This is a genomic window from Thauera sp. JM12B12 (assembly GCF_039614725.1).
Lineage (GTDB): Bacteria > Pseudomonadota > Gammaproteobacteria > Burkholderiales > Rhodocyclaceae > Thauera.
The window spans coordinates 949,360-975,121 of the sequence record NZ_CP154859.1; the positions used below are offsets into that span (position 1 = coordinate 949,360).

At 69.1% G+C, this 25,762-nt stretch carries 24 protein-coding genes and 1 other RNA gene; 6 read left to right on the forward strand and 19 right to left on the reverse strand.

Going from position 1 to position 25,762, the window contains the following annotated elements:
- Positions 1 to 78 precede the first annotated feature (78 nt).
- From AAG895_RS04185 to AAG895_RS04215, 7 genes are all read right to left on the reverse strand, one after another.
- Positions 79 to 333: a ferrous iron transport protein A gene (locus tag AAG895_RS04185; protein WP_345794302.1), complete on the reverse strand. Its 255-nt coding sequence runs from the start codon at positions 331 to 333 to the stop codon at positions 79 to 81.
- 14 nt (positions 334 to 347) lie between these two features.
- Complete coding sequence (gene feoB, locus AAG895_RS04190; RefSeq protein WP_345794303.1) at positions 348 to 2,306, reverse strand: ferrous iron transport protein B; 1,959 nt, start codon at positions 2,304 to 2,306, stop codon at positions 348 to 350.
- Between the two features lie 151 nt (positions 2,307 to 2,457).
- On the reverse strand, positions 2,458 to 3,633 hold the full coding sequence (locus AAG895_RS04195; RefSeq protein WP_345794304.1) for a DUF1513 domain-containing protein: 1,176 nt from the start codon (positions 3,631 to 3,633) through the stop codon (positions 2,458 to 2,460).
- 156 nt (positions 3,634 to 3,789) lie between these two features.
- A complete protein-coding gene (locus AAG895_RS04200; RefSeq protein WP_345794305.1) occupies positions 3,790 to 6,111 on the reverse strand; it encodes a TonB-dependent receptor in 2,322 nt (773 codons plus the stop codon).
- Between the two features lie 418 nt (positions 6,112 to 6,529).
- Positions 6,530 to 7,963, reverse strand: coding sequence for an efflux transporter outer membrane subunit (locus AAG895_RS04205; RefSeq protein WP_345794306.1), 1,434 nt, complete (start codon positions 7,961 to 7,963; stop codon positions 6,530 to 6,532).
- Between the two features lie 44 nt (positions 7,964 to 8,007).
- Positions 8,008 to 10,020 (reverse strand): MacB family efflux pump subunit, encoded by a 2,013-nt coding sequence (locus tag AAG895_RS04210; RefSeq protein ID WP_345794307.1) that lies wholly within the window; start codon positions 10,018 to 10,020, stop codon positions 8,008 to 8,010.
- Positions 10,017 to 11,309, reverse strand: coding sequence for an efflux RND transporter periplasmic adaptor subunit (locus AAG895_RS04215; protein ID WP_345794308.1), 1,293 nt, complete (start codon positions 11,307 to 11,309; stop codon positions 10,017 to 10,019). Before AAG895_RS04215 ends, AAG895_RS04210 begins: the two co-directional genes overlap by 4 nt.
- 268 nt (positions 11,310 to 11,577) lie before the next feature.
- On the opposite strand from AAG895_RS04215, the gene AAG895_RS04220 reads away from it, so the two are divergent.
- Positions 11,578 to 11,994 carry a Fur family transcriptional regulator gene (locus AAG895_RS04220; RefSeq protein ID WP_345794309.1) on the forward strand — a complete coding sequence of 139 codons (417 nt, stop codon included), beginning with the start codon at positions 11,578 to 11,580 and terminating at the stop codon, positions 11,992 to 11,994.
- Positions 11,995 to 12,087: 93 nt separating this feature from the next.
- Here AAG895_RS04220 and AAG895_RS04225 read toward each other — a convergent pair whose 3' ends face one another.
- The 10 genes from AAG895_RS04225 to AAG895_RS04270 form a co-directional block, all read right to left on the reverse strand.
- A complete protein-coding gene (locus tag AAG895_RS04225; RefSeq protein WP_345794310.1) occupies positions 12,088 to 12,504 on the reverse strand; it encodes a biopolymer transporter ExbD in 417 nt (138 codons plus the stop codon).
- Complete coding sequence (locus AAG895_RS04230; RefSeq protein ID WP_345794311.1) at positions 12,504 to 13,274, reverse strand: MotA/TolQ/ExbB proton channel family protein; 771 nt, start codon at positions 13,272 to 13,274, stop codon at positions 12,504 to 12,506. Before AAG895_RS04230 ends, AAG895_RS04225 begins: the two co-directional genes overlap by 1 nt.
- A 2-nt stretch (positions 13,275 to 13,276) precedes the next feature.
- Complete coding sequence (locus AAG895_RS04235) at positions 13,277 to 14,035, reverse strand: energy transducer TonB (protein ID WP_345794312.1); 759 nt, start codon at positions 14,033 to 14,035, stop codon at positions 13,277 to 13,279.
- Between the two features lie 159 nt (positions 14,036 to 14,194).
- Positions 14,195 to 14,674: a bacterioferritin gene (gene bfr, locus AAG895_RS04240; RefSeq protein ID WP_345794313.1), complete on the reverse strand. Its 480-nt coding sequence runs from the start codon at positions 14,672 to 14,674 to the stop codon at positions 14,195 to 14,197.
- Positions 14,671 to 14,910 (reverse strand): (2Fe-2S)-binding protein, encoded by a 240-nt coding sequence (locus AAG895_RS04245; protein ID WP_345794314.1) that lies wholly within the window; start codon positions 14,908 to 14,910, stop codon positions 14,671 to 14,673. The genes bfr and AAG895_RS04245 overlap by 4 nt, the downstream gene beginning before the upstream one ends.
- Positions 14,911 to 14,956: 46 nt before the next feature.
- Positions 14,957 to 15,166 carry a hemin uptake protein HemP gene (gene hemP, locus AAG895_RS04250; protein WP_345794315.1) on the reverse strand — a complete coding sequence of 70 codons (210 nt, stop codon included), beginning with the start codon at positions 15,164 to 15,166 and terminating at the stop codon, positions 14,957 to 14,959.
- A 115-nt stretch (positions 15,167 to 15,281) separates the two neighbouring features.
- Positions 15,282 to 15,740: a hypothetical protein gene (locus AAG895_RS04255; RefSeq protein ID WP_345794316.1), complete on the reverse strand. Its 459-nt coding sequence runs from the start codon at positions 15,738 to 15,740 to the stop codon at positions 15,282 to 15,284.
- Positions 15,727 to 16,926, reverse strand: a complete 1,200-nt coding sequence (locus tag AAG895_RS04260) for a hypothetical protein (protein WP_345794317.1) — start codon at positions 16,924 to 16,926, stop codon at positions 15,727 to 15,729. Before AAG895_RS04260 ends, AAG895_RS04255 begins: the two co-directional genes overlap by 14 nt.
- Positions 16,923 to 19,367 carry an EAL domain-containing protein gene (locus tag AAG895_RS04265; RefSeq protein WP_345794318.1) on the reverse strand — a complete coding sequence of 815 codons (2,445 nt, stop codon included), beginning with the start codon at positions 19,365 to 19,367 and terminating at the stop codon, positions 16,923 to 16,925. Before AAG895_RS04265 ends, AAG895_RS04260 begins: the two co-directional genes overlap by 4 nt.
- A 23-nt stretch (positions 19,368 to 19,390) precedes the next feature.
- On the reverse strand, positions 19,391 to 20,773 hold the full coding sequence (locus AAG895_RS04270) for a malonyl-CoA decarboxylase (RefSeq protein ID WP_345794319.1): 1,383 nt from the start codon (positions 20,771 to 20,773) through the stop codon (positions 19,391 to 19,393).
- Between the two features lie 170 nt (positions 20,774 to 20,943).
- Between AAG895_RS04270 and AAG895_RS04275 the strand changes: the two genes are divergently transcribed.
- The gene (locus AAG895_RS04275; RefSeq protein WP_345794320.1) at positions 20,944 to 21,363 is read left to right on the forward strand and encodes a two-component system response regulator; all 420 of its coding nucleotides are present in this window, start codon (positions 20,944 to 20,946) and stop codon (positions 21,361 to 21,363) included.
- Positions 21,364 to 21,378: 15 nt separating this feature from the next.
- Here AAG895_RS04275 and lgt read toward each other — a convergent pair whose 3' ends face one another.
- The gene (gene lgt, locus AAG895_RS04280) at positions 21,379 to 22,170 is read right to left on the reverse strand and encodes a prolipoprotein diacylglyceryl transferase (protein WP_345794321.1); all 792 of its coding nucleotides are present in this window, start codon (positions 22,168 to 22,170) and stop codon (positions 21,379 to 21,381) included.
- Between the two features lie 66 nt (positions 22,171 to 22,236).
- Positions 22,237 to 22,917: a YceH family protein gene (locus AAG895_RS04285; protein WP_345794322.1), complete on the reverse strand. Its 681-nt coding sequence runs from the start codon at positions 22,915 to 22,917 to the stop codon at positions 22,237 to 22,239.
- A gap of 165 nt (positions 22,918 to 23,082) precedes the next feature.
- On the opposite strand from AAG895_RS04285, the gene ilvD reads away from it, so the two are divergent.
- The 4 genes from ilvD (at position 23,083) to ssrS (ending at position 25,735) form a co-directional block, all read left to right on the forward strand.
- A complete protein-coding gene (ilvD, locus tag AAG895_RS04290) occupies positions 23,083 to 24,933 on the forward strand; it encodes a dihydroxy-acid dehydratase (protein ID WP_345794323.1) in 1,851 nt (616 codons plus the stop codon).
- 82 nt (positions 24,934 to 25,015) lie between these two features.
- Positions 25,016 to 25,210 (forward strand): hypothetical protein, encoded by a 195-nt coding sequence (locus AAG895_RS04295; protein ID WP_345794324.1) that lies wholly within the window; start codon positions 25,016 to 25,018, stop codon positions 25,208 to 25,210.
- A gap of 4 nt (positions 25,211 to 25,214) precedes the next feature.
- A complete protein-coding gene (locus AAG895_RS04300; protein WP_345794325.1) occupies positions 25,215 to 25,517 on the forward strand; it encodes a cell division protein ZapA in 303 nt (100 codons plus the stop codon).
- A 34-nt stretch (positions 25,518 to 25,551) separates the two neighbouring features.
- Positions 25,552 to 25,735, forward strand: a non-coding RNA gene (gene ssrS / locus AAG895_RS04305) — 6S RNA.
- Positions 25,736 to 25,762: the final 27 nt, after the last annotated feature.

Below are 25,762 nucleotides of genomic sequence, written 5' to 3' on the forward strand. Positions count from 1 at the left end.
GAACGGGGCACCGGACGCCGCGACCTTCGCGGGCAAGCCCGCTCCCACACGGCAGCCTGCGCGCGCCGCGTCTCCGACTCAGGCCGGTTCCGCCCAGATGTGGCGGGCCACCGCATGCTCGATGGCGAGCTCGACGTGCTCGCACAGCAGCACCGTCATCGGGGTCTGCTGCAGCACCTTCACCGCGTGCGCGGCCGACAGGCCATAGGCGTGGAGCTGCTCGCGCTGCAGCGCGTCGATCGCGTCGCCGAAGTCGGTGATGCGCACCATGCGGCCCACCGGCGTGCCGGTGAGGCGGATGCGTTCGTGCGGCTGGGCGTGGGTCGCGTTCATGAGTGCGGGCTCCTTCAGAAGAACAGCCGCAGGCCGTGGTTGAGCAGGCCGCCGACGAGGAAGGCGGTGGGGATGATCATCGCCAGCATGAGCGCGGCAACCCGCATGCCCTGTTCCTTCACGATCATCATCAGGCTGGCGATGCAGGGCACGAAGAGGGTGATGGTAACCATGCCCACCACCGCCTGCACCATCGACAGCTCGCTCTGTAGCGCGAACAGGCCGCTGGCGCCGAAGTCGCGGCGCAGGAAGCCCATCACGAAGGCGGCGCTCGCCTCCGGCGGCAGGCCGAGCCAGTCCACCACCAGCGGCTTGCCGGCCTCGATGATCCACGGCAGCGCGCCGCTGCGGTCGAGCACGAACATGATCAGGGTGCCGATCAGGAACAGCGGGATGACCTCGATCAGGTACCACTTCAGGCGTCCGCCCGTCTTCTTCAGCACGTTGCCGAGCACCGGCATGCGCATCGGCGGCAACTCGGTGACCAGCGGCACACGCTTGCCAGGCACCACCTTGCTTGCCAGCCAGCCGGTGAACAGCAGCACGCCGACGATCGCCGCGACCCAGATCAGCGTGGCCGCGAAGGAGATGCCGCCGAGGAGACCGAGCACCACGCCGAGCTGCGCCGAGCACGGGATCGCCAGCGCCATCAGGTAGATGGTGATCAGGCGCTCGCGCGGCGTGTGCAGGATGCGGGTGGTGAGCGTGGCCATGGTCACGCAGCCCAGGCCGAGCACCATCGGCAGCACCGCGCGGCCGTTGAGGCCGATGGCGGCGAACAGGCGGTTGGCGATCACCGACAGACGCGAGAAGTAGCCCGAGTCCTCGAGGATGCCGAAGGCCAGGAAGAAGGTGGTGACGATGGGCAGGATCAGCGCCAGCGCATAGGTCATGCCCATGGTCCACAGGCCGTACTCGCCGACGATCAGATCGGCCAGCCAGGGGGTGGCGATGTGGGCGCGCACGAACCCGGTGACCGCCGGGTTCAGGACCTCGCCGAAGAAGTCCTCTTCCAGCAAGCCGACCAGCGTGCTGGCGCCGAAGTCGCCGACGAAGAGATAGACCAGATACAGCACGCCGAGCAGCATCGGCCAGCCCCACATCCGGTGCACCGCCACCCGGCCGAGCAGCATCGACAGCGTCCTGTCCTTGCCGGCGGCCTGCTCGGTCACCGTGCGCGCGAGCGCCTCGGCGGCGCCGCCGCGTTCGCGCGCGAGGCGGGCGGGGAGCGAATCGCGTCCGCTGGCGGCGGTGAGTTCGGCGAGCACGGCGCGCACGTGCTGGCTGTTGGCCTGCGCGGCGAGCCAGGCCTCGATCTCGGGGTCGCGGCCGATGGCCAGGATCGCCAGCCCGCGGGCGGCCAGGCGCGGATGCGGGCAGTCGCTGCGGATGAGCGCTTCCAGGCGGGCGATGTCGCGCTCGAGTACCGGGTCGTAGCGCAGCAGCGGCGCCGGTACCGCGGCGCGCGCCAGGGCATCGGTGAGCGCGCCGACGCCTTCGCCGCCGGTCGCCACCGTGGCCACCACCGGCACGCCGAGCGCCTCGGCCAGCGCCGCCGCGTCTATCGTCACCCCGCGCGCCTTGGCCTCGTCGGTCATGTTGAGCGCCATCACCACCGGCACCCCGAGCTCGGCGAGCAGCGCGGTGAGGTTGAGCGTGCGGCGCAGGTTCTTGGCATCTCCGACCTGGATCAGCGTACGCATGTCCTCATTGAGCAGCGCGCGTACGGTGGCGCGCTCGTCGTCGCTGCGTGCGGGCAGGGCGAGCACGCCCGGGGTGTCGAGCAGCGAGGCCTCGCGGTCGAAGCGCGGCGTGGCGCGCGAGACCTCGACCGTGGTGCCGGGGTAATTCGACACCGTGACGTAGGTGCCTGTGAGGCGGTGGAACAGCACCGACTTGCCGACGTTGGGGTGGCCGACGAGCGCCAGGGTGCGCAGCGCGGTGGAAGGGGCGAGCGAAGATGCGCAGTCCATGGGAGGCGGGAGTCCAGGCGTCAAAGTGTTCTGTGAATGATAATGGGTCGCATTAGGTGATTCGCTGATCTAGCTCAAGAGCCGTGGAGATTCTGCGAGCACCCGGCGGGGGCTCGACCGGCTGCGCACGGGCGCTCGCCAGGGCCGGGGGTCACGCCTCCTCGATCAGGATCCAGTGATTGTCGAGCGCCATCGGCTCGGGCCAGGCGAGCAGGTTCGGCGGGGCGCTCGGATGCCAGTGACCGAGGCCATATGCCGTGGCCACCAGGATGCCGCCACCGTCCGCGGGGCCGTGCCAGCCGGTGAGCGCATAGGGCGCCTTCAACTGGATGATCGGGCGCATCCTGTCCGGCAGGCCCGGATGCCAGAGGTTGGCGACGTCGGCCTGGTGGCTGGACAGTGCAAAGCCGTCGTGGAGCGCGGGCGCGATGTCGCCGGCGTAGCCGATGCCATCGTTCTCGCGGGTGGGAATGCTCAGGTCCTCGCCGTCGAAAACCGCAAGGATCGGCGCACGCCGGCGGTCGGCCTCGAGGTCGTGCTCGGCCTGCATGGCGATGCCGAGCAGTGCGCCTTCTTCCTGCGGCGGGCGGCTCCAGGCCATGTGGCGAAGGCTCAGGCGCGGATCGGCCACTTTCCACTTGCCGAGGAGCTTTCCGTTGGTGGTGTCAATCCGCACCAGAGAGGCATCCATGCGGTGGATGTCGACCTTGCGGTCGGCCAGGGTGCGCGGGATTCCCCCGTTGGCGACGAAGAGCTGGCCCTGGCCGTCGAGCAGGAGCTGGTGCGGGTCGAGGCCGTGGGTGTCCCACTCGGCGATCTTGCGCAGCGTGCGGCGGTCGCGGACGCCGATCTTGCCCTTGCCGCTGGCGAAGTCGGTTTCGGTCGTATAGAGCAATTCGCCGTCGGCCGAGGCGATGACGTGGCCGCCGAGGCGGCAGTCGCCTTCGTCCTGGACGTCGATCTGCTGCGTCAGCCTGCCCTGCCCGTCGCTGCGCAGCAGCCAGGTGCCGGGACGGGCGCTGCACACCAGCAGCCCGCCGCCCGGCTCTGCCATCAGGCCATGGGGGCGGCTCGGCAGCGGGACCGTGTAGCCGAAGGCGAGCTTGCGCGCCTCCCAGTCGGCGACCAGGGTGCCGGCGAAATTGGGGTCGCCTGCACGCGGGCCGCGCCAGGCGGCACCGACCACCGCGCGGTTCGCGCCTTGGGTAGCGAGCGCAAGCCGGGGCAAGGCCGCGCCAGCCATGCCGGCCGCCAGGGCCTGGAGGGCTTGGCGGCGTGAGAGGCGGGAGGACGTGGAGACGAGTCGAGGGTTCGGTCGGGCATTCATGGGCGGATCCGTGGCCTGGAGGGTGCGGTCGCCGGACCGTTGGGTGTCCGGGCGTTGTCGATGCGCCGCGAGCACGGCCCGCCAGGAAAGTCTGTTGTGGATGAGAAAGAGCGGGCCGCGCGTCATGCGCGACCCGCCGGGGACGGTCGCTAGGACTCAGAAGTCATAGTTGAGGGTCACGCGGGCGTTGCGTGCGTCACCCTTGTACAGGAACGAACCCGACTGATACGCGGCCGTGTAGTAGTCCTTGTCGGTCACGTTGCCCACGTTCAGGCGCACGTCCATGTTCTTGTTGATGCGGTAGTTGGCGAACAGGTCCAGTGCGGTGTAGGCGGGGATCGGGTTGTTGTACTCCCCGGTCGTTGCGTCGAAGCCCGCCGCGGTGTCGGGTTGCCCCGCGTACTTCTCGCTTTCGTACTTGACTGCGCCGCCGAACGAGAACGCATCCGTCGCCTGATACTTGAGTTGTACGAAGGCGCTCTTGTCAGCGAAGTTGCTGAGCGTCTTGCCGACCTTTTCCGGGGTGGCCGATTCGAGCACTTCCGCACCCATGATCGCCACGCCAGCCTGTGCGGTCAGCTTCTCGGTGATCAGCCCCGTCAGGCCGAGCTCGATACCGCGCACGCGGTTCTTGCTCGAGTTGAAGGTACCCGTGGCGTCATAGCCGTTGCCTTCCATCACGTCGGACTTGGTGATCTGGAACACCGCGGCGGTCGCCAGCAGCTTCTCGCCCATCAGGTTCCACTTCGTGCCAAGTTCGAGCAGCTCGGTCTTTTCCGGCTTCGCAGAACCCGGGATGAAGCCGCCATAGCCGGCATTGGTGCCGACGTCCGACTCGCCCCCGTTTACGTCGCTCGCGGTCGAGTAGCTCGCATACACGTTGGCGTCGGGGCGGAACTTGTAGGTCAGGCCGACGTGGCCGTTCCACAGGCTGTCGGAGGTGCTGTAGTCGGTGCGGGCGAGGGTCGTGGTGTTCTGCGTGCCGAGGTCGTAGTCGAAGCGATCCCAGCGTACGCCGGCAAAGGCGGTCCATTTGTCGGTCAGGTCGACGGTGTCCATGACTGAGAGCGAGACGGTCTTGACGTTCCAGTCGCTGTCCCACCGGCCCTTGGCGACATTGCGGTTCATGATCGTGGCGATGCCGTTGAGCAGAGCCCCGCTCCCATCCGTGATGCACCAACTCGACGAGACCCCACCCCGGCCTGGAACCAGGCAGTTTGCGCCCGAGTTGGTGACGTCGTAGACACCGTTGAGGACGCTATGGTCGGAGTACTCGAGGCCGAAGATGAGCTCATGCTTGAGCCCGCCGATTTCACGATCGAGATGCAGGTTCGTCTGGTTGACGAAGTACTCGACCTCCTGCCAGCCCTGATGGGTGCTGAGGCTGATCGTCTGCGCGCCCGCACGCGGGTCGCTCGCGGCGAACACGTTGGCGCGCGCACCGGTGACGACGTAGCCGTTGTCGGTCTGGCCGAAACGGGTCAGGTTGGTGATGCGCGTGTCCTGGTCGAACTGATAGCGCAGGCGTGCGGTGAAGGTGTCGACATCGGAACTCAGGAAGTCCTGCGCCTGGGCATAGACCGGCACGTCCTTAGCCGGCTTGCGGTCGGGGAGGGTGCCGACGAGGAAGCCGCCCATGTCCGGCTTGTCGTCGGCGCGCAGGCCGTAGTAGTCGAGCGTGAGGTCGAGCTTGTCGGTCGGGGTCCACAAGGTCGACAGCGCGACACCCTTGCGCTCGCGGTCCGTCGGGCCGCGATCGGGCACTTCCTCGTAGCCGTAGAGCAGGTTGGCGCGCACGGCGAGGTCTGGATTGACGACCTTGTTGGTGTCGAGCGTCAGGCGGGTGTGGCGGTCGGTGCCGAAGCCGGTGGACAGGCGGGTGTAGTCGTAGGCGGTGGTGGCCTGCTTGGTCACCGAATTGACCGCGCCGCCCGAGGTGCCGCGGCCGGCGAAGCTGGAGTTCGGGCCCTTGGAGATCTCGACCTGCTCGGTGGCGAAGCTCTCGCGGATGGTCATGCCGGGGTCGCGCAAGCCGTCCACGAAGACGTCGCTGCGCGCTTCCTGGCCGCGGATGACGTAGCGGTCGCCGAAGGCGTTGCCGTTCTCGCCGGTACCCAGCGTGATGCCGGGCTGGGCGTCGAGGATCTCGCGCAGGTCGGTGTAGCCCGAGTCCTCGATCTGCGCCTTGGTCAGCACCTGGATGTTCTGCGCGGTTTCCGCGAGCGCGCGCTTGTGGCGCTCGTCACCCGAGTACTTCGCCTTGTAGGGCACGCCGGGTTCGGCGTTCGGGTTGGCTTCCAGCGCGGTGTCGATCACGTTGACCGTCTGCAGGGTGGATTCGGCGGCCGGCTTCTGCTCCTGGGCGACGGCGGCCATCGGCACCAGGATTGCGGCGGACAGTCCGAGCGCTGCGGCTGCGGTGGCGGGGCGCCGGCGCAGCGAGGCAGGCTGCGTGTCATGCGGGTTCTTCGAGGGCATCGGATTTCCTGATCACGTGTTCCATGTTGTCTTGAGGTGATCAGCCCGGCTTGGCGGAGGCGTGTCGAACACGCGCGATGCAGCGCGCCTGCTGCGGTCCGGGGCGGGCGCATCGACGAGTCCATGGTATGGACCGAGCGTGCGTGCCATGCGCAGACCGTGAACGGATCTCCGGCGAAGCGTGTCGGGCTGCTTGGCTGGCTGATCCGTCGTGGCGGAGTGGCTTGCTACTTCCCTGTGTGCGGACGTCCCGGCGAGCCGACGACGTCCGCGCTTGTTACCTGCTGTTGCAGATGGCGCGCATTGTCGGGGAGGAGGTAGCCAATGTCAATCGTAGTGCGAATTATTCTTAATAACGAATCGTTGCTGCTTGAGGATGGCCTCCTGATCGGACGGTGCCTGCGCGCGGCCGCCCGAGTCAGCCGCGCGGAGTTGTGGCCGACCACCCGCCCCCCAGCGCCTTGTAAAGCGCCACCGCATCCGTCAACCGCGCCAGGCGCAGCTGGGCGAGCTGGTCCTGGGCGGAGAACAGCGCGCGCTGGGCGTCGAGCACCGCGAGCAGGCTGTCGGCGCCTTCGCGGTAGCGCAGCTCGGCCAGACGCAGGCTGCGCTGAGCTTCGGCGAGGATCTCGCGCTGGGCCTCTTCCTGGCGGGCGTCGCGCGCGCTGTCGGCAAGGGCGTCCTCGACCTCCTTGAGCGCCACGAGGATGGCGCGGCGGTGGGTCTCCACCAGCTCGCGCTGGCGCGAGCGCTGGATGTCGAGCTCGGCGCGCAGCCGGCCGCCGTCGAAGATCTTCTGCAGCAGGCTGGCCGAGATCGACAGCGTGCGCGTGGTGTCGGCCAGCGACAGCAGGGCGGCGCTGCCCACGCCGGCGCCGGCCGACAGGCTGATGCCGGGCAGCAGGGCGGCGCGTGCGGCGGCGATGTTGGCGGCTGCGGCGGCGAGCGCGGATTCGCTGGCGGCGAGGTCGGGGCGGCGTAGCAGCAGCTCCGACGGCAGGCCGGCGTCGACGGTCGGCACCTGCACGGCCGCCAGGCGGACGTCGTCCGCAGGAGCGGCCTGCGGGTTGCGGCCGAGCAGGATGGCGAGGGCGCTGCGGGTCTGGCGCAGCTGCACCTCCAGCGGCGCGATCGCCTGGCGCTGGTTGAGCACGGTGCTGCGCTGCTGGCTGAGCTCGAGCGCCGAGGCGGCGCCGTTGTCGTAGCGCGCCTGCACCACGCGCAGCACGCGCTCGGCGATGGCCAGGTTCTCGCGCGCGATGGCGAGGCGCTCCTGCAGGGCGAGGGTCTGGAACCAGGTGGTGGCAACGCTGGCGCTGATCGACAGGCGCGCGGCGTCGTAGTCGAAGCGGGTGGCAGCCAGGTTGGCGCGGCTGGCATCGACGCCGGCGGCGATGCGGCCCCATAGGTCGAGCTCGTAGCTGGCGCCGAGGTTGAGGCTGGTGGTGTTCGTCTCGTTGCCGTCGACCTTGCGTGCACCGCTGCCGGCGCTGAGGTCGAGCGCCGGGAACAGGGACGCGCCGGCCTGACGCAGCGCAAGTTCTGCTTGCACCACGCGCTCGGCCTGGATGCGCAGGTCCGGTGCGGTGGCGAGCGCCTCGGCGACGAGGGCGTCGAGCGGTGCCGAGCCGAAGTCCCGCCACCAGGTGTCGTGGACCGGAGCGGCCGCAGCGACCGCAGCGCCGGCTTCGGCCCACTGCGTGGGCAGGTCGAGTTCGGGGCGGGCGATCGGCTCGGTGAGCGCGCAGCCGGCAGTGAAGGCGAGGAGCAGCACGCCGGGGAGCAGGCGGGTACGCGGCAGGGATCGGGTGAGCAGGCCGCGATCCTCGTCCATGGAGGCTGTGCGTTTCATGATGGCAGGCTCGGGTGTGGTCGATTGCGTGTGCATGTACAAGCCTATTCCGAAGCGAGGGCGACCACCGGGTCGAGGCGGGCGGCCTTGCGTGCGGGCAGGTAGCCGAAGACCAGGCCGGTGAGGAAGGCGCAGCTGAAGGCGAGCACCACCGGGGTCAGCGAGTACTGCACCGCGGTGCCGAAGGCCGCGATGATCGCCGCGCTGCCCAGCCCGACTGCGACCCCGATCAGCCCGCCCACCGCCGACACCACCAGGGCCTCGATCAGGAACTGCTGCAGGATGTTCCGGGTACGCGCGCCGGTCGCCATGCGGATGCCGATCTCGCGCGTGCGCTCGGTCACCGACACCAGCATGATGTTCATGACCCCGATGCCACCCACCAGCAGCGAGATCGCCGCCACCGTGCCGAGCAGCACGGTGAGCGTGTTCTGCGTCTCGGACACGGTGTCGATCACCGAGGCCATGTTGCGGATCTGGAAGTCCTCGACGCCGTGGCGGGCGAGCAGCAGCGCGTGCACAGCGGCCTGGGTGTCGTCGATCTGCGCGACGTCCTCGACCGCCACCGTGACGTTGCGCAGGAAGCGCTGCCCGGTGAGGCGCAGGCTGCCGGTGGTGAAGGGCACGAAGACGATGTCGTCCTGGTCCTGGCCCCAGGGCGTGGCGCCCTTGGGCGTCATCACGCCGGTGACCTGGAAGGGGATGTTGTTCACCAGGATGAACTCGCCGACCGCACCGCCGGCGGGGAAGAGCGCGTTGGCGACGGTCTGGCCGAGCACGGCGACGGTGGCGTAGCGCGCCTCGTCCTCGGCACTGAAGAAGGTGCCGCTGGCGGTCGGCCAGTTGCGCGCGAGGACGTAGTCGGCCGAGGTGCCATTGACGCTGGTCCGATGGTCGGTGTTGCCGGCGCGCACGGTGATCGTGCCGCCCTGTTCGGGCACCGAGGCGAGCACGTTGGGCAGGCCGGCGATCGCCTGCACGTCCTCGACCACCAGGGTGGCGGGGGCGTCGCGGCCGCGCGTGTTGGGCGCGCCCGGGCGCACGGTGAGCAGGTTGGTGCCCATCGCGCTGACCTGGTCGATCACCTTCTGCTTGGCGCCGTCGCCGATCGCCAGCATCGCGATCACCGAGGCCACGCCGATGACGATGCCGAGCAGGGTGAGGATGGCGCGGAATAGGTTGGCGCGCAGCGCGCGCAGCGCGGTGCGGGTGGCCTCGATGACGTCCGAGAGCGATGAGGTGCGATCGACGTGGGGGGCGAAGTCGGGCTCCGGACCCGGCGGCGGTCGCGGGCCGGGGTCCGACACGATGCGGCCGTCGCGCACCTCGATGATGCGCTGCGCCTGCTCGGCGACCTCGCGCTCGTGGGTGATCAGCACGATGGTGTGGCCGGCGTCCGAGAGTTCGTGCAGCAGCTTCATGACCTCGGCGCCACTCCTGCTGTCGAGTGCGCCGGTGGGTTCGTCGGCGAAGATGATGCGCCCGCCGTTCATCAGCGCGCGCGCGATCGACACCCGCTGCTGCTGGCCGCCGGAGAGCTGGCTGGGGCGGTGGTGAACGCGCTCGCCGAGGCCCAGCCGACCGAGCAGCGCTTCGGCGCGCGCGTGGCGCTCGTGACGCGGCATGCCCGAGTACACCGCGGGCACTTCGACGTTGTCGCGCGCGGTGGCGCCGCCGATCAGGTTGTAGCTCTGGAACACGAAGCCGAAGGCCTCGCGGCGCAGACGGGCGAGCGCGTCGCGATCGAACTCGGCCACGTCCGCGCCCATGAAGCGGTAGGTGCCGCTGCTCGGACGGTCGAGGCAGCCGAGGATGTTCATCAGCGTCGACTTGCCCGAGCCCGATGCACCCATGATGGCGACGAACTCGCCGGCGTGGATCTCGAGGTCGATGCCGTGCAGCACCCGGGTCTCGAGCTCGCCGGTCACGAAGCTGCGCGTGATGCCCGAGAGCGCGATCAGCGGCGTGGTCGCGCGCGCGGTCCGGGTGTCCGTTGCGGACGCCGCGGCGCCGCCGCCGGCGTGGTCGAAGGGCGAGGGCAGCCGGTCGATCTTCATAGCCTGGGGCTCATCCTGGGGCGGTTGCCGCCTGTGCCGACGTTCAGGCCGGCGACCACGCGCTCGCCCTCGGCGAGCCCCGACAGCACCTGGGCCTGGACGCGGTTGGACACGCCGAGCTCGACCGTGCGCGCTTCGAGACCGCCGCGACCGTCATCGACCCTGACGCTGCCTCGACGCGTGCTGTCGGCCGCCGGGGCGCCGCCGCCCCGGCCCTCGCCCATCCCGCGCACGCCACCTCCGCCCCCGCCTGCCGCCGCGGAGGACGGATGCGCCGCACCCGAGCGCGGCGCCCGCGGCGCGCCCTGGGTCAGCGCCGCCATCGGCACCAGCAGCACGTCCTTCGCCTGCGAGACGATGAAGAAGACCTGCGCGGTCATCTGCGTCATCAGCCGGCCGTCGGGGTTGGGGACGTCGAACAGCGCGTTGTAGAGCACGACGTTGTTGGTCACCGTGGGGGTGGGTTCGATCTTCTCCAGCGTGCCCTGCCAGCGCTTGCCGCCGCCGCCCAGGGTGGTGAAGTAGGCCTCCATGCCGAGCCTGAGCCGGCTGACGTCCGCCTCCGACACCTGGGTCTGCACCGTCATCGTCGACAGGTCGGCGATGCGCATCACCACCGGCGCCTGCTGGTTGGTGTTGAGCGTCTGGCCCTGGCGCGCGGTGATCGAGACCACGGTGCCGGCCATCGGCGACAGGATGCGCGCGTACTGCAGGTTGGCCTCGTCGGCGCGCAGGGTGGATTCGATCTGCTCGATCTGCGCGCGCAGCGCCTCGAGCTGGGCGTCGGCCGACTGTGCCGAGGCTTCGGCAGTCTGCAGGCTCTCGCGCGTGGTGGCGTCTTCGGCCATCAGCGCGCGCTGGCGGCGGAGCTGGATCTGCGCGAGGGTGAGCTGCGCCTCGCGATCCTTGAGCTGGGCGCGCAGATTGCGCAGCTGCGCGCGCGAAGCATCGACCCGCGCGCGATAGACCGTGGGGTCGATCTGGGCGAGCAGCTCGCCCTCCTTGACCGTGTCGCCGACCTCGACATGGATCTCCTTGAGCTGGCCCGACACCTGTGCGCCCACGTCGACATAGTCGCGCGGCTGCAGGGTGCCGGTGGCGGTGACCACGTCCTCGATGTCGCCTCGCTCGACCGTGGCGAACTGGTAGGCCGCGAGCGCATCCTGCTTGCCGAACAATTGCGGCCAGGCATACCAGCCGCCGGCGAGCAGCAGCGGAACCAGGATGAGCAGCGCGCGCCGGGGCCAGCGCGGGCGCGGCTGTTTGCGGGAAGGAGTCTCGTTTGTCATGGATCTGGCGAAGGGAGGGCGTCGGCGATGCCGGCATGTTCATTCAGCGAGAGCATAGCGGCTGCGGCGCGCCGAGCTTGTATCGGAATGCAGGGTCCGCCGCGGCGGTGGACGCACGACAGACTGCAGGCGGGCGGCTACGTTCCATCAGCTTGTGAGGGGATTGACGGTAATCAATGCGGGGCGGTTCTGGATGACATCTAATCCATACCGGTTGAGGAGACCCGGTCGGGTCGAACTCAACGCCCTCATCACTGCGCCGACTGCCATGAACGAATACACCTCCGCCGACGCCATCGCCTGCCTGCGCAGCGCCGGCGTGCCCGTCACCCACCAGCGCATCGAGATCGCCCGCGTCCTGTTCTCGGCGCCGGTGCACCTGTCGGCCGACCAGATCTGGGCGAACGTGCGCGAACTCGCGCCCGACGTTTCGCGCGCCACGGTGTACAACACCTTGCGCCTGTTCTCCGAGAAGAAGCTGGTACGCGAGCTCTTCGTCGATCCGCAGCGCATCGTCTACGACTCGACGACCTCGCCGCACTTCCATCTCTACAACATGGACACCGGCGAGGTACGCGACCTCGACGACGACGAACTGCAGGTCGTCGGCACGCCGCGTCTTCCGGACGGCACCGTGCTGCAGGAGATCGACGTCATCGTGCGCGTGCGCAATCGCCACGACTGACGTCGCGGGCTGCGGCCCGGCGCGCGCGCGGCGCGCGGCAAACGAAGAGGGCGCTGCGTGCTGGCAGCGCCCTCTTCGTGCGGGCTGAGCGTTCTACCGGTCGGGGACGGTGACGAAGCCCATCTTCTCGATTCCCGCCGTACGCGCCTGCGACATCACGTCGGCGATGACCTCGTAGCGCGTGTTGCGGTCGGCGCGCAGGTGCAGCTCCGGCTGCGGCGTCTGCGCGGCGGCGGCGGCGAGGCGCGCCGGCAGGGCCACCGTATCCACGCCCTCGTCGTTCCAGAACACCTTGCCTTCGCCGTCGATCGACACCGACACGGTTTCCGGCTTCTCCTGGGTGGGGTTGCTCGAGGCCTGGGGCAGGTCGATCTTGACCGAGTGCGTGAGCAGTGGCGCGGTGATCATGAACACGATCAGCAGCACGAGCATGACGTCGATCAAGGGCACCATGTTGATCTCGCTCTGCAGCGGCCGGGTGTCTCCCTGGTTGAATCCGCCGAAAGCCATCACGCGGCTCCCTGGCCGCTTACCGGCGCGCTGGCGGCGACCCGCAGCCCGGACTCGACCGGCCCCGGACGGCCGGCCATGGGAGCGATCCGGGCACCGGTCGAGAACCAGGCATGCAGGTCGTGGGCGAAGGCGTCGAGTTCGGAGAGTTCGAGGCGGTTGGCGCGCGTGATCGTGTTGTAGGCAAGCACGGCGGGGATCGCCACGAACAGGCCGAAGGCGGTCATGATCAGGGCCTCGCCCACCGGGCCGGCGACCTTGTCGAGGGTCGCCATGCCCGAGGCGCTGATGTTCACCAGGGCGTGGTAGATGCCCCACACGGTGCCGAACAGGCCGATGAAGGGGGCGGTGGAGCCGATCGAGGCGAGCGCGGTCAGCCCGGACTCGAGGGCGGCGGTCGACAGCGCGATCGACTTGCGCAGCGCGCGGGTGATCACCTCGTCGGCGTCGAGGTTGCCGCCGAGGGTGTTGGTCTGGGTGTGGCGGCGCACATGCTGCGCGGCGGCCGCGCCCTGCTGGGCGAGCGCCTCGAAGGGCGAATCCGGCGCATGCGTCTGCAGCGCCTTGAGGCCGGCGTCGAGGTCGGGCGCGGCCCAGAAGGCGTCGACCGCGTCGCCGTGCTGGCGTGCGCGCATCTGGCGCAGCGCGCGGGTCAGGATCAGATACCAGCTCGTGATCGACATCAGCAGCAGGACCACGCCCACGCTGCGGATGATGGTGTCGGATTGCGCCCACAGATGGGCGAGGCCGAAGGCCTGCGAACTGTCCATGTTCAGTTTCCTTGGAGTTTGAAGACGATGGGAACGAGCACCCAGGCCTCGACGGCGAGGTCGCCGCGCCTTGCCGGCACGAAGCGCCAGCGCGCGACGGCGTCCTGCGCGGCGCGGTCGAGGCGTTCCGAGCCGGAGCTGGTGCGCAGCTCGATGCGTGCCGGCTGGCCCTCGGGCGACACCAGCACGCGCAGCATGACCTGGCCTTCCTCGCGCAGGCGGCGGGAGAGCATCGGGTAGGCCGGACGCGGGTTGTTGAGATAGGCCGCATCGAAGCGCGCGGCCGTGACCGCGGCGGACGCAGCAGCTGCAGGAGCCGGCGCGGGTGCAGGCGCCGGGGCAGGGGCCGGGGCAGGCTCAGGCGCGGCCTCGGCCGCAGCGCTGAGCGCGGTCGGGGATTCGGTCACCGGCGTGGGCTGCTTGGCGACCGGCTTCGGCGCGGGTTTGCGCGGCACCGGCTTGGGTGGGGGCGGCGGATCGGGGCGACGTACCTCGGGCGGCGGTGGCTCGGGCCTGGGCAGCGGCGGCGCGGGAGCAGGTTCGGACGCAGGCTGGGGCGGCGTGGGCTCGGGCGCGGGCGGCTGCGGTGTCGGGCGCGCGACGGGTTCGGCCTCGATGAGGGCAACCTGGATGGGCACGATCTCGGGTGCGCTGATCTGCTTCATGCCGAGATGGGCGAGCACGGCGAGGCCGCCAAGGTGGAGTCCGGCCACCAGCGTCGCAAGGAGCAGGCGGCGCGCGGGCGGCCCCTGAAAGTTCAATGCAGGTACGCGGGCTGCGCGTGTCTCGGCCGCGGGCGCGATCCGTGCGGCCGGATCCGACGCGTCACGCGATTCGGTCAGCGGCGTAGCGTGGGTGGCGGGGGACGGCAAAGCCTGGACTGCTGAATGCATCGGTGCGGAGGCAGCGATGGGTTGGGGTCAGGACGCGCTGTGCGCCATCTGGGACTGCAGGTAGTTCTGAAGGCCGACGCTCTCGACCAAGGCGAGCTGGGTTTCGAGGTAGTCGATGTGCTCTTCGGTGTCTTCCAGGATGTGTTCGAACAGCTCGCGAGACACGTAGTCCTTACAGGACTCGCAGTACGCGATCGCCTCGACGAGATTCTCGCGCCCGGCCAGCTCGAGCTTCAGGTCGCCCTGCATGCACTCGGGCACGTTCTCGCCGATCAGCAGCTTGTTGAGGTTCTGCAGGTTGGGCAGGCCTTCGAGAAAGAGCACGCGCTCGATCAGCATGTCGGCATGCTTCATCTCCTCGATCGACTCGTCGTACTCATGCTTGCCCAGCCGGTCGAAACCCCAGTTCTTGTACATGCGCGCATGCAGGAAGTACTGGTTGATCGCGGTGAGCTCGATGGTCAGCTGCTTGTTGAGGAACTGGATGACCTTCTTGTCGCCTTTCATGTTGCCTCCAGGGCGAGTGGGTAGGTGGGCAGCATGTCAGCTGGTCTCAGCGCGAGTCCCGCCGACCTTGCCTTGTGCGCGTCCGTGCGCAGGCAGTCATGGGCGCAGCGCGCGCAGCGACCACAATCGGCGGCCACGCCGAGTGTCTGCCGCAGTTCGCGCAGCGTACGGACGCCCTCGTCCATGGCCTTCCGGATCTGGCGTTCGGTGACCGCGTTGCACACGCACACATACATAGTCTAGCTCTCCTGGCGGCATTTGGCCCCGAGCGGGCCGCGCGTTCTACTTGGTGAGGATCAACTTGCCGTTGCGCGTGGCGCGCAGCACGTATTGCGTCCCATCGTGCTCGATCGTCACGGCGCGCTGCGACCCGAGCAACAGACTGCTGCTCAATGCGCCGGCCGAGGCGGAGCGGTCGTCCGCGGCCGGCGTGGTCGCTCCGGGGGCCGATGCGTCAGCGGCTGCATCGCGGCGGGGTTCGATCTCGGGCATTTATAAAGTCTGTTAAAAACAAGAATGATTCGTATTAAACCATGGAAGCGCCGCCGGGACAATCGTTCGTGCCTCGCTTTCGCCCGAAGTCACGCTGGCCAGCGTGCGGAGGGCGTCAGTCGAGGGTGAGCAGGATGAGCAGTTCGGGGGTTTGTGCCGCCGTCAGCGGCAGGTAGGCGATTGCGCCCGGAGTGGCGAGGACGAGGCGAAGGGCATCGTCGGTGCTTGCCGCCTCGCGCGGCGGCTGCGAGCGCCCGGTGAACACCAGGCGGGACCAGTAGGCGCGGATCTGGCTTGGATTCTTGCCGGTGAGCTGCAGGTAGAAGCGGTCGCGCTCGGCGCCCGCCGGCAGGTCTACGATGGTGACGGCACGCCCGTCGGCAAGCGTGGTGCGCCTGCCGAGGAACAGCTGTTCGGCGGTCTCGCGGTCGAGCGCGGTGACGCCGCCCTGGCGGGCTGTGACGACCGCGAGCGGTTCGGCAAGCGCTGGCGCTGCCCAGCACAGGGCAAGCGCAGCGAGCGCGAGCAGCGCGGTGAGCGTGCGCAGGCGGAGGGGCAGGTCAGAACACCACATCGACCGAGATGCTCATCAGGTTGATCGACTGTCGGTCGAGGCCGGGTGCGAAGGGGTTGTCGCGGGCGATGAAGGTGCCGTGTGCGTCGCGATCCGTCTTCACGTGGGTGAACTCGGCCTTGAGCGCCGCGTTGTGGAGGAAGTCCCAGCGCACCCCGGTGGTCACGCTGCGCTGGGCCTGGTTGCGCGAGCGATTGAACGGTGCGAGCACCGCTGCGTACGCGCCCGCCTCGGCGGGGTCGACCAGCGGATCGTCCTGCCACTGCCGTGCCAGGCTGAGATAAGGGGTGAGGGTCCCGACGCGCCGGCCCACCGCGAGGTAAGCGCCGGTCGCGCTGTTGGTGAACGCCGACGCGGTGGTGCGGGCGAGCTCCGCGCTGACCAGCCAGCGTCCGTCGTCCCATTGCAGGCCGAGCGAGCTGAAGCTGGCGTCGGCGCCGCTGCCGCTCAGGCGCTCCTGGAGCGCGGCGGGCAGGCCCACGCGATCGATGAACGCGAGGTAACCCGCAGAGCTGCGCCTGACCGCCAGATCGGCCTTGGCGTGTCCGGCGCTCAGACTGAGGCGGCCGGCCTCGATCGTCACCCGCACACCCATGAGGTCGTCCAGCCTTGCCCGCCCGCCGCCGATCACCGGCACCCGACTGCGACCGACGTACGGGTGGACTTCGATGAAGGTCTCGCCGATCCGGCTGCGGTGCAGCAGATCGACGCCGTCGAGGTCGGCAAACGGATTGAGTCCATACACCTCGGTCGGGGGGCGCACCCAAGTCTGGTTGTAGTTGATGTCGGCGGTGTCCGACAGCATGAAGAAGGGGCTGCGCAGGCGGCCGGCGCGCACGGTGAGCTCGGGCGTCAGGGCGTGACTGAGGAAAGCGAGGGTGGCGCGCGGGCGATAGTCGCCGCGCTGGGTCTCGCGGGTCATGAGCTGCACGACGGCGTTGTTGCGTTCGCCCAGGCGCAGCCCCGCCTGCACGCCGAGCACCGAGTCGGGGCCGGGGTCGACCCTGTATCCGCCCGGTTCGTCGATGCCGACGCGGGCGAACCGCAGCGTGTCCGAGTTCGTGTAGACCGCGCCCAGCGTCGCGAAACCCGAGAACTGCCAGGCGAGAGGTGCATCCGGTGCGGCCTGCGACGACAGGCTCGCGCCGGCCGCCAGGGCGAGCGCGGCGGCGTGGCGCAACTTCATGACTGCGATCCTCCGAAATTCTTCTGCAGACGGGCGAGGGTCTGGCAGCGATCGACCGGGCGCGAGAACAGGTAGCCCTGGCCGTAATCGCACCCCATCTCGCGCAGGATCTGCAGCTGTGCCTCGTCCTCGATGCATTCGGCGACCACGGTCATGCCGAGGTCGTGGGCGAGTTCGATGCTGTGGCGCACGATCGCGCGCAGGCGCTCGTCATGCGTGATGGAGCGCACGAAGGAGCCGTCCAGCTTCACCTGGTTGCAGGGCATCGTGTGCAGATAGCTGAGCGTCGAGTAACCGGTGCCGAAGTCGTCGATCAGCACGTCGATGCCGGCGGCGCGCAGCGCGTGCAGGGTGTGGATGGCCGGGCCGTCGTGGCGGGCGAGCACGCTCTCGGTGACCTCGAAGCGGATCGCGGCGCGGTCGAGCCCGCTGGCGTCGATGACGCGAAGCAGCTCGTCGGCGAGCTCGGCGCGCGCGAGCTGGCGTGCGGACAGATTGACGCTGACCCGCAGCGGCGCGTGCGGCGCCAGCCTGCATTGCCAGTCGCGCAGGTCGGCGCAGACTTCGGCAAGGACGTTGAGGCCGATGTCGTGGATCAGGTCCAGGGTCTCGGCGAGCGGTATGAACTCGGACGGCGGAAGCAGGCCGAGCGACGGGTGCGGCCAGCGCACCAGGGCCTCGAAACTGGTCGGCAGCAGACTGTCGAGGGCGACGATCGGCTGGTAGAACACGGTGAGTCCGCCGTGCTTGAGGGCGGCCCGCAACTCCGCCTCGATCTGCAGCGCGCGCACGGCCTGGGCGTGCATCTCGGCATGGAAGAACTCGATCGTCGCAGTCTCGCTGCGGCGCGCCTTGTGCAGTGCGTTGTCGGCGTCGCGCAACAGGGACTCGGCGTCCTCGCGCTCGCTGTCGCTCAGGGCCACGCCCACGCGGCAGCGCGGGTGCAGCACCTGCTCGGTGGTGCTGGGGGCGAACGCGGGCAGGGCGACGAGGTGCTCGCAGATGCGCAGCGCCTCGATCGAGCTGTCTACGCCGTTGAGCAGCACCGCGAACTGGTCGCCGCCAACGCGCGCGCAGACGTCGCCCTGGCGCATGAAGGAGGAGAGGTGGGCGGCGACCCGGCGCAGCAGCTCGTCGCCGACCGCGTGGCCGTAGCTGTCGTTGACCAGGCTGAAACGCTCGAGGTTGATCGCCAGCACCGCGAGCTGGCGGATGTCGCCGCGCCGGCGCTGCGCGAGCGCCCGGTCGGCGTGCTCGATGAACATCGCGCGGTTGGGCAGGCCGGTCAGGCCGTCGTGCAGGGCGTCGTGCACCAGCTGCTGCTCGGCGCGCTTGCGCAGGTTGATGTCGCCGAGCGAGCCCGCCATGCGGAAGGCGGTCATGTCCTCATCGCGACTGGCGACACCGCGCATCAAGACCCAGTGGAACTCGCCGTCGGGCAGGCGGACGCGGAACTCCATCATGAACTGCGTGCTGTCACCCTTGAGGTGGCTGATCATGCGCTGGCGGTAGGCATCCACCTCGTGCTGGTGGATGAAGTCGAGGAAGGCTTCGGGAGCGCTTGGCATCTCGGTGACGCCGAGGATCTGGCAGAAGCGTTCCGAGTAGTAGACCGAGCCCGCGCGCAGGTCCCAGTCCCAGAGACCGTCGTTGGCGCCGCGCAGGGCCATTGCATGGCGCTCCTCGCTCGCTCGCAGGCGCTCTGCCGTGTGCTGCAGCTCGGCCACGCGCTGCTGCAGGGTGGCGGCCATGATGTTGAAGTGGCGTGCGATCACCGCGAGTTCGTCCTCGCCGTGAGACTTCACGCGGTGGTCGAGGCGGCCGTCGGCGATCGCCTTGCTGCCTTCGAGCAGCCGGCGAAGGTTGCGGGTCAGGAAGTAGCCGATCGTCGACAGCAGGAAGAAGGTGAGCGCGATCTCGGCGATCGCGATCGCGAGGCCCTGCTCCATGATCGCCCGGCGCGCGGCGGCGAGCACGGAGACCGAGACGCCGAACTGCAGCACGCCGACCTCGTTCTTCGCAAGCAGGAGCGGTCGGCGCACATGCACGACTTCGCCGGTGTTCACCAGGCCGGCAAGGAAGCTCTGGCGCTGCTCGCTCGGTTCGGGCAGCTGCGTCATGAGCGGCTGCCCGGCCGCCACCAGGGGCTTGCCGCCGGGGTCGGCGATGCGCACGTACACCAGCCCCTCGTCGGCGTCCGCGAGGAGTTCGCCGAGGACGTCCTGGAGCACGTCGAGGCGCTGCTGCTCGCCGTAGGCCGTGGCCATGGCATGGAGCATGCTCGCGTTCTGCGTGATGGTGGTGTCCAGGCTCGCCGACACGGCGTTGTTCATCAGCCGCATGCTGTTGGCCAGCAGCAGGCTGAGCAGCACGACCTGCACCACCGTGCTGGCCATCAGCAGGCGGACGCGAATCGAGGCGTGGCGGAAGGGCAGCAGCATCGCAAAGGGTTCCGGCGCGCAGCTCAGCGGCGCGCCATCCGGCGCACCGCCGAAGAGGCCGCAATCCGGCCCTCGCTGGCGAAGCTCTCGAGGTTGGCCTCGATGTCGTCGGGATCGTAGAGGTAGTTGACCATCAGCCCCCACGATTGCCCGAGCCCCTTGTCGGAGCGGTCGGCCAGCCAGTTCAGGCGCTCGACGCGGGCGCCATTGCCGAGATGAAAGCGCGCGACCGCGTCGACCGGCTTGTCGCCGCGGCGCGCTTCGAGGAGGTAGCGGGCGGCCAGGCGCAGCAGCGGCTCGCGCAAGGCCTGCTGCAGGTCGTCGTCGCGGCTCCACGCCGTGTCGCCCTCGAGGAGCGTTGCCAGCGCGGGGGCCTCGACGCCGGTGACGCCGAGTGCAGCGAGCCGCTTCCAGTCGGTCGGCGTGATCGCGTCGGCGAACTCCTCGGGGTTGCGCTGCACCCAGCGCACCAGGCCCGGGATCGGCGACAGCGTGGCGAAGGTCTTCAGGCGCGGGAAGTCGCGCTTGAGATCGTCGATGACGCGCTTGAGGAGGAAGTTGCCGAAGCTCACGCCGCGCAGACCCTCCTGGGTCGCGCTGATCGAGTAGAAGATCGCCGTGTTCGCGCGGCCGGCATCGGCGAGCGGGGCCTCGATGTCGAGCAGGCGCTGCACGTTGTCCGCAACCTCCTCGAGCAGGGCCACCTGCACGAAGATCAGCGGCTCGAGCGGCATGCGCGGATGGAAGAAGGCGTAACAGCGGCGATCGGAGTCGAGCCGGTTCTTGAGGTCGTCCCAGGAACGGATCTCATGCACCGCCTCGTAATGGACGAGCTTTTCGAGCAGTGCCGCGGGCGAGGTCCAGGTGATGCGCTGCACCTCGAGGAAGCCGACGTCGAACCAGGCCGACAGCCGCGTCTCGAGCTCGCGGTCGAGCGGCTTGAGCAGCGCATCCTCGGCGAGGAAGCGCAACAGGTCGGCGCGCAGGTCGACGAGGAACTTGACGCCCTGCGGGATGGCGTTGAACTGGGTGAGGATGCGCAAGCGGCGCGAGCGCAGGGCGGTCCGCAGGCGCGCCTCCGCATCCCATTGCGCGGGCGTGCCGATGGCGGCCTGGTAGGCCTCGTGGGCCACCGCCACCGCGCGCGGGTCGGGGCCGAACTCATGCGCGATCATGCGCAGGAAGGCGTGGCGGCCGGCGTCGTCGAGACGCAGGTAGGTCTCGGCCAGCCGCGCGGCGCGCTGGCGTGTCGATACCTCGCCGCCACGACCTTCCGCACATTCCTGGAGCTGGGTGCGGATGCGGTCGAGGTCGTCGGCTTCCGGCGGCTTGCCGAAGTGAGTGGCGCTCGCCACCAGCTCGCGCACCTTGGTCAGCCCGCGCGATACCAGCCCGGTGCCTGCCATGTTCTCCTCCTGTCGATGCGGCTTGGATGTATTGCCAGGATCATAGCCCGCTTTGGGCGGCGCTTTGTGTTACAGCCGGCGGCCCCGGTGTGCGAATTTCACGGATGCATGCGTAAAACTACGTACGGGCTCGCCGCGCTTGCACGCAACGTATCGATATGCCATTTTGCATGGCGACGACATTGAAGCGGGTGCAAGTGATGAGGGGCGACGAGCGGATGCCGCTGCGGGTGCTGATCGTGGCTCCGGAGCGGCATGGTCAGACGGCGGTCGAGCGGCAGCTCGAGAAAACGGCGAGGGCAGGTCTCGAGGTGGTCGCGCGCGCCTACGCCGAGACGCACGCGTTGCAGCAGTTCTTCCGCTGCGCCCCCGATCTGGTGATCCTCGACTGCGACGTGGTGCCGGCCGAGCCCGCCCGGCTGGTCGGGCTCCTGAAGCGCATGGCCCCCGGTAGCCGGATCATCGCCGTCGTGCCGGCCCTCGATTCGGTGGCCGCATCGGCAGCGCGCGCCCTCGGTGCCGACGCTGTCGGCGTGCTTGCCGATCTGTCCGCCCTGCTCGACGGCGTCGCAGCGGCGGACGTCATCTAGCCGGGTGCAGGCCGCTCAGCGCGCGGCCTGCCGGCTGCCCGCCAGAACCAGCAGCCCGATCGCCACCATGGGTACGCACAACCATTGCGCGGTGGATAGTCCGAGCGCAAGCGTGCCGAAGATGCCCGGATCCGGCGTGCGGAAGAACTCCGCGATGAAGCGCAGCACGCCATAGCCGATCAGGAATGCCGCCGAAACGGCGCGCAACGGGCGCGGACTGGCGGCGTAGAACCACAGGATCAGGAACAGCAGCAGGCCCTCGCCGGCCGCCTGGTAGAGCTGGGAGGGATGGCGCGGCGCGGCGTCGACCCAGGGGAAGACCATCGCCCAAGGAAGCTCGGCGTGCACCGGACGGCCCCAGAGTTCGCCGTTGATGAAGTTGCCGACGCGCCCGGCCGCCAGTCCGGTGGGCACCAGGGGCGCGATGAAGTCGGTCACCTCCCAGAAGCGCTTGCCGTGCCGGCGGCCATACAGCCACATCGCCGCCAGCACGCCGAGGAAGCCGCCATGGAAGCTCATGCCGCCCTTCCACACCGCGAGGATCTCGCCCGGATGCTGCAGGTAGTAGCCGGGCTGGAAGAACAGCACCTCGCCCAGGCGCCCGCCCACGATCACCCCGATCACGCCGTAGAGCAGGAGGTCGTCGATCATCTGCGCGTTCCAGCCCAGCTCCGGCCTGCGTCGCGCATGCATGCGGCCGAGTACGACGAACAGCACGAAGGCGACCAGGTACATGAGGCCGTACCAGCGTACCGAGAGCGGGCCAAGGGAAAAGGCGATCGGATCGAACTGCGGATGGACGAGCATGGATTCGGGGGCTGTCGGGCAGGGGGCGGAGCGAGCCGTCAGGCTGCGGGCGAGGGTGGGATGTGGTCAGTCGAACTGTCTGCGGAATGCGGCAAACGCCTCCCGTAACGCGTCGAGCTCTTCGCGCAGACGGCGCACCTCGTCCTCGAGTTCGCCGATCCGCCCGCGTCCGCCGCTGCCAGCGGCGCCGCCGGCCTGGGCCTCGGCCATCTCCTGCACCGCGGCATCGCCGCCGAGCAGATGAACGTGGCGGGTCTCCTTGGTGCCCGGCGCCCGCGGCAGCGCGGTGACCAGCGGCGGGTACTTCTCGGCCAGGTGCTCGAGTACCGCGTCGACCGCGGCGACGTCGTCGAAGCGGTGCAGGCGCTCGCAGCGCTGGCGCAGCTCCCCCGCGGTCTGCGCGCCGCGCAGGAGCAGGATGGCGAGCACCGCCTGCTCGGCCGGCGGCAACGAGTGGCGCAGGCGCACCAGATGCTCGTACTTGGCCACGCGCGCGCTCGCCTGGTCGCGCTTGGACACCAGGCGGCGCGCGATCAGGCTGTCGACCGCCGCCTGCACCTCGGCCTCGCTCAGGTTCATCACCGGCTCGCGCGCGGTGAGCTGGTTGCAGCCGGTGGTGATCGCGTTGATCGACAGCGGATAGGCGTCGGGGGTGATGAAGGCTTTCTCGATCAGCACACCGAGGACGCGGATCTCGGCCGGGTCGAGGTCGAAGCCGGCCTCTGTCGTGGGGGTCGTGTCCTGCATGGGGGCTCCTGACGGTGACGAGCCCCGGATGATACGCCAGCCGCTTCGCCCCACCCACAGCGCCGGGCCGCGCGCCCCGGAGCGACCCCATATGCGGACGTTACGCATGCTGCCCGACGCGCGTTAGAATCCAGTCCCCCACCCGAGATCTCCCGGAGCACCGCCATGCCCCAGTACCGTTCCCGCACCTCCACCGCCGGCCGCAACATGGCAGGTGCCCGCGCCCTGTGGCGCGCCACCGGCATGAAGGACGGCGACTTCGAAAAGCCGATCATCGCGATCGCCAACAGCTTCACCCAGTTCGTGCCCGGCCACGTGCACCTGAAGGACCTGGGGCAGCTGGTCGCCCGCGAGATCGAGGCCGCAGGCGGCGTCGCCAAGGAATTCAACACGATCGCGGTGGACGATGGCATCGCGATGGGGCATGGCGGCATGCTGTACTCGCTGCCCTCGCGCGAAATCATCGCCGACAGCGTCGAATACATGTGCAACGCACACACCGCCGACGCGCTGGTGTGCATCTCGAACTGCGACAAGATCACCCCGGGCATGCTGATGGCCGCGCTGCGCCTCAACATCCCGGCGATCTTCGTGTCCGGCGGTCCGATGGAGGCCGGCAAGGTCAAGTGGGAATCGAAGGTGATCACGCTCGATCTCGTCGACGCCATGGTCAAGGCCGCCGACAAGAACTGCTCGGACGAGGAAGTCGACGCCATCGAGCGCTCGGCCTGCCCGACCTGCGGCTCATGCTCGGGCATGTTCACCGCCAACTCGATGAACTGCCTCACCGAGGCGCTTGGCCTGTCGCTGCCTGGCAACGGCACCACGCTCGCGACCCATGCCGATCGCGAGCGCCTGTTCCGCGAGGCCGGTCGCCGCATCGTCGACCTCGCTCGCCGCTGGTACGAGCAGGACGACGCCTCGGCGCTGCCGCGCTCGATCGCGAGTTTCCGTGCGTTCGAGAACGCGATCAGCCTCGACGTCGCCATGGGCGGCTCGACCAACACCGTGCTGCACCTGCTCGCCGCCGCGCGCGAGGCCGGCGTCGACTTCACGATGAAGGACATCGATCGCATCAGCCGCCACGTGCCCTGCCTGTGCAAGGTCGCGCCGGCGGTGGCCGACGTGCACATCGAGGACGTGCATCGCGCCGGCGGCATCATGTCCATCCTCGGCGAGCTCGATCGCGCCGGCCTGCTGCACACCGATGTGCCCACGGTGCACAGTGCCTCGATGGCCGAGGCGCTCGACAAGTGGGACGTCAAGCGCACCAGCGACGAGGCGGTGCACACCTTCTACCGCGCCGCGCCCGGTGGCGTGCCGACCCAGGTCGCCTTCAGCCAGGACCGGCGCTGGAAGGAACTCGACACCGACCGCGCGCACGGCATCATCCGCGACAAGGAACACGCCTTCACCGCCGATGGCGGCCTGGCCGTGCTCTACGGCAACATCGCCGAGAAGGGCTGCATCGTGAAGACCGCCGGCGTCGACGAGTCGATCTGGAAGTTCACCGGCAAGGCGCGGGTGTTCGAGAGCCAGGAGGACGCGGTCGATGGCATTCTCGGCGAGAAGGTCCAGGCCGGCGATGTGGTGGTGATCCGCTACGAAGGCCCGAAGGGCGGCCCCGGCATGCAGGAGATGCTGTACCCCACCTCCTACCTGAAGAGCCGCGGTCTCGGCGCGCAGTGCGCGCTGCTGACCGACGGCCGCTTCTCCGGCGGCACCTCGGGGCTGTCGATCGGCCACGCCTCGCCCGAGGCGGCCTGCGGCGGCGCGATCGCGCTCGTCGAGGACGGCGACACGATCGAGATCGACATCCCGAACCGCAGCATCCAGCTGGCGATTTCCGACACCGAGCTCGCCCGGCGTCGGGCCGCGATGGAGGCGAAGGGGGCCGCGGCGTGGAAGCCTGCGCAGCGCGAGCGCGTGGTTTCGGCCGCGCTGCAGGCTTACGCCGCACTCACCACCTCGGCCGATACCGGCGCGGTGCGCGACGTCACCCAGGTGCAGCGCTGAGCGCCGGCGCCTCGCCCATGCCGCAAGAGGGAGCCTGCCGTACTGATTGACCCCTTATGGGCCGCTCACTACCATCGACGCCATGGATAACGAACTCGCCCAGCTCGAAGCGCAGCTCGAGCAACTGATCAGCCAGTACGAGCGCCTCAAGGCCGGCAACCTCGAGTTGCGCGGCCGGGTGGCGCGGCTGGAAGCCGAAAACCGCCAGCTCGCCGACAAGGTCCGCCTCGCGACGGATCGCCTCGAGAGCCTGCTCGACAAACTGCCGGAGGCTTGACGCGATGTCCGCCGACCATCTCGACATGATGTTGCTGGGCAAGGAATACCGCATTTCCTGCACCCCGGAGAACCGCGACGAACTGCTGGCGACCGTTGCCTATCTTGACGACAAGTTCCGCGAACTCGGTGCGAAAACGAACTCTTCGGGCGAGAAGCTCGCGGTCATGACCGCGCTCAACATCGCCCATGAGTTCCTGCAGTACCAGCGCGGCAACGGGTTTGACATGCCGGGCATGAAGCGTAGAATCGGACTCATGAAAGCGCGCCTGGATGGCGTGCTGGGACAGCAGGAAAAACTCTTCTGAGCTTCTCTTGAGGGTCCGTGGCGTAGTACCGATCAATCCCCTGCAGTGTTCGTCGAAGTCGTAGATTCCTTGAACCAATAGTCGAGAGACTCGGTCGCTGACCATCGATGCCGCTGGTGTGAACGCCCCTCGCCGGGTGATCCTGAAGCGGAAGGGATGTGACCTCCCTGAACCCTAGGTTCAGGATGCTCGGCCCAGACGGCACAGGCGGGGGGCCAGACAAGAGGGCGCGGTGAGCGATCACG